This window comes from Cognatilysobacter lacus, from assembly GCF_008274655.1.
Taxonomy (GTDB): domain Bacteria; phylum Pseudomonadota; class Gammaproteobacteria; order Xanthomonadales; family Xanthomonadaceae; genus Cognatilysobacter; species Cognatilysobacter lacus.
The window spans coordinates 1-3448 of record NZ_VTRV01000208.1; the positions used below are offsets into that span (position 1 = coordinate 1).

General features: G+C 68.6%; 3 protein-coding genes. All 3 read left to right on the top strand.

What is annotated here, in order from left to right; all coding sequences use genetic code 11:
• Window positions 1–179: 179 nt before the first annotated feature.
• The 3 genes from FW784_RS13150 (at window position 180) to FW784_RS13160 (ending at window position 3120) form a co-directional block, all read left to right on the top strand.
• Window positions 180–854, top strand: coding sequence for a TetR/AcrR family transcriptional regulator (locus FW784_RS13150; RefSeq protein ID WP_149353781.1), 675 nt, complete (start codon window positions 180–182; stop codon window positions 852–854).
• Between the two features lie 121 nt (window positions 855–975).
• Entirely contained in the window at window positions 976–1629 is a 654-nt protein-coding gene (locus tag FW784_RS13155) for a protein-L-isoaspartate O-methyltransferase family protein (RefSeq protein WP_149353782.1), read from the top strand.
• Window positions 1630–1719: 90 nt separating this feature from the next.
• Window positions 1720–3120 carry a TolC family outer membrane protein gene (locus FW784_RS13160; RefSeq protein WP_149353783.1) on the top strand — a complete coding sequence of 467 codons (1401 nt, stop codon included), beginning with the start codon at window positions 1720–1722 and terminating at the stop codon, window positions 3118–3120.
• Window positions 3121–3448: the final 328 nt, after the last annotated feature.

The following is a 3448-nucleotide window of genomic DNA, read 5'->3' on the forward strand; positions in this document are numbered from 1 at the left end:
CCGCTCGACAGGCTCGGCTTCGTGGCCGCAGCCGGCGAGCGCGGCGGTCAACAGGAAGCCGGCGGCGACGTTAACGAGGAGATCGGGGCGCATGGACTGTCAGCCGCAATTAATGAACTCACGGGTACTGTAAAATTACCGAACGCTCCGGTCCAGTATTTGGGCTAAGATTCCGACCAATGGCCGTGCCCCGCACCCATCGCCCCGCCACCGCCCCGACCGACCGCGCCGCCGGACCCGGGCGGCCGAAGGACCTCGCCAAGCGCGATGCGATCCTCGAGGCGTCTAAGAAACTGTTCGTGCAACTTGGCTTCGACGCGGTGTCGATGGACCAGATCGCGACGGAAGCCGGCGTCAGCAAGCTCACCGTCTACAGCCACTTCGGCGACAAGGAGTCGTTGTTCGCCGCCGCGGTGAAGTCGCATTGCGAGCAGGGCATGCCACCGTCCCTGCTCGAAGACCGCCCGGAGATGCCGGTGCAGGCGCGCCTGACCGAGATCGCCACCGCGTTCTACGCGATGATCTCGGCGCCCGAGGCGATCGCGGGGCATCGCGTGCTGTGCAGCCCGCAAATCACCAGCACGCCGCTGCCGCAGATGTTCTGGGAGTCGGGCCCGCGCCGCGTACAGGAGGAATTCGCCGCATTGCTCGATCGCCGCGTCGCCGCCGGCCAGCTGGATATCCCGGACACGCGCGTCGCGTCGTCGCAATTCTTCACCCTGCTCAAGGGCGAGCCGCATGCACGACTGGTGTTCGGCTGCGGTTGCGGCACGGAGCCCGGGATGGAAGCGGGCGCGCATGTCAGCGCCTGCGTCGATGTCTTCCTGCGCGCCTATGGCCGCGCTCGAGGGTGACCTGCGGCCCGGTTACTTCCGGCACTCGGGCGTCAAGGCCGGTGCACGCGATCCTGAACACCCGGATGGCGCGGCCACGGCCCGTTAGAATCCACCCTCTTTTTAGCAGCGATCCTCGCCGATGACGCCCGACTACGCCCACGCCCGCGATTTGATGGTCGAACAGCAGGTCCGTCCCTGGGACGTGCTGGACGCGCGCGTGCTCGACGTGCTCGCCGCGATGCCGCGCGAGCTGTTCGTGCCGCCTGCGTACATCGGCGCTGCCTACGCCGACATCGCGCTGCCGCTCGCGCACGGCGAGTGCATGCTCAAGCCCGTCGTGGCGGGCCGTGCGCTCGAGGCGATCCGCGCGCAGCCGACCGACGACGTGCTCGAGATCGGCACCGGCAGCGGCTACGTGACCGCATGCCTCTCCCGCATGGCGCGCGACGTGGTCAGCATCGAGCAGCACGCCGACCTCGCCGCTGCGGCGCGGGTGCGCCTCGAAGCGCAGGGCATCGCGAATGCGCGCATCGAGGTCGCCGATGCCCTGACCTGGCACAGCGATCGCCACTTCGATGCCATCTGCGTCAATGGCGCGGTGGCGACGATCCCCGCGCATTTCGTGAGCATGCTGAAGCCCGGCGGCCGCCTCTTCATCGTGCGTGGGCGCGAGCCGGCGATGGAAGCGGTGCTGCTGCGCAACGAAAGCGGCGGGCCGCGCATCGAATCGCTGTTCGAGACCGACATTCCGTACCTGGCCGGCGCCGCGCCGGTTCCTGTTTTCCACCTTTGAGTCAGACACCCGCTGCTGCAGGCGCGGTGGCCGACGCCGGTTCCGCATGACGACACCGCGCTCCGCGCGGCCTTTCAGGAAACTCCCGACATGATCCGCCGCCCGCTCGCCATTGCCCTCGCCTTCCTGCTTCCCACCGTCGCGTCTGCCGCGGACCTGATGCAGGTCTACCAGCTCGCACGCGAGAACGACCCGCAGTTCGCGTCCAGCGAGGCGCAGGCGCGCGCGACCCGCGAAGGTGCGGTGCAGGCCCGCGCCGCGATGCTGCCGCAGCTCGATGGCTCGGCGTCGCTGACGCGCTCGCGCAGCCAGGGGCCGTCTTCGCAGACCCAGTTCGACCAGACGACCGGCCAGCCGGTGCGTTTCAGCGGCGACACCCAGTCCGACACCACCGCGCGCTCCCTCGGCGTCAACGTGCAGCAGATGGTCTTCGACCGTTCGCGCTTCACGACGCTCCGCAGCCAGCAGGCGCTCAGCCGCGCTAGTGATTACCAGATCGAGGCCGCGGGCGATTCGTTGATCACGCGCACCTCGGCTGCGTACTTCAACGTGCTCGTGCAACTTGAAACGCTGTCCGCGGCTGAAGCTTCGGAAACCGCGCTGAAGAAGCAGTTCGACTTCGCGTCGAAGCGCCTGGAGGTCGGCCTTGCGCCGATCACCGACGTGCACGAGGCGCGCGCGCAGTACGACAACGCGCGCGCCAATACCATCCTGGCGCGCAACGCCGTCGAGGACGCCTACCAGGCGCTCGCCGAGATCACGGGCCAGCCCGTGACCTCGCTCAGGGCGCTGCCGGACAACTTCCAGCCCAGCCTGCCGACCGAGGGCAATGCGGATGCATGGGTCGCAAAGGCGATGGACAACAATCCGGCCCTGCGCGCCACGCGCGAGCAGGTGGCCTCGGCGGAGGAAAACATCGAGACCGCACGCTCGGGCTTCTGGCCGTCGCTCTACCTGAGCGGCTCGTACGGCGACCGCAAGACCACGGGCGATAGCACCTTCAGCTCCAGCCTGGGCTCGTCGACCAACCCGATCGAGAGCCAGAGCCGTGGCCCGACCGTCGGCATCACGCTGAGCGTGCCGATCTTCAACGGCGGCGCCACCGCTTCGCGCGTGCGCCAGGCGATCGCCCAGCGCGATGTCTCCTCCGACCAGCTGGAACAGCAGCGCCGCGCGCTGACACGCAACACGCGCGCGGCCTACCAGTCGCTCGCGGCCGGCATCAGCGAGGTCGAGGCACGACGCTCCGCACTCACATCTGCGCGCTCCGCCTACGAGGCGTCGCAGGTCGGGCTGGAAGTCGGTACGCGTACCGTGATCGACGTGCTGATCAACCAGCAGAACCTGTTCAACGCACAGCGCGCCTATGCGCAGGCGCGATACAACTTCCTGCAGTCGCGTCTGAACCTGGAGCAGGCAGCCGGCACGCTAGATGTTGCGGACGTGCAGGACGTGAACCGCCTGCTGACCGCGCCCGCGCCGACACCCTGACGCGGCCAAGCGTGCGAACCGAAAGGGCCGTCGGAAACGACGGCCTTTTTGTTTGGCGCATGCGACCGCGTGCGGACGAATGTCGCGCGTGAGGCGCAGCTGGCCGCCGCCCTCTGCGACCAGGCCGAGAGCCCGGCAACTCGATGCGACGTGCGCTGACCGCATGTACGTGTCCATGCGGATCGGTGCGCGCCCGTGGTCTGCGGCGACCGGGTCGCCGCGCCAACGTTGCCTCCAATGCGGCCCGTGCGCGTGGTCAGCATGCCCGACGCCGCGATCGCGTCCACGGCGGCGAGTGCATCCGCGGCGAATTCCGCGGCGGAATACG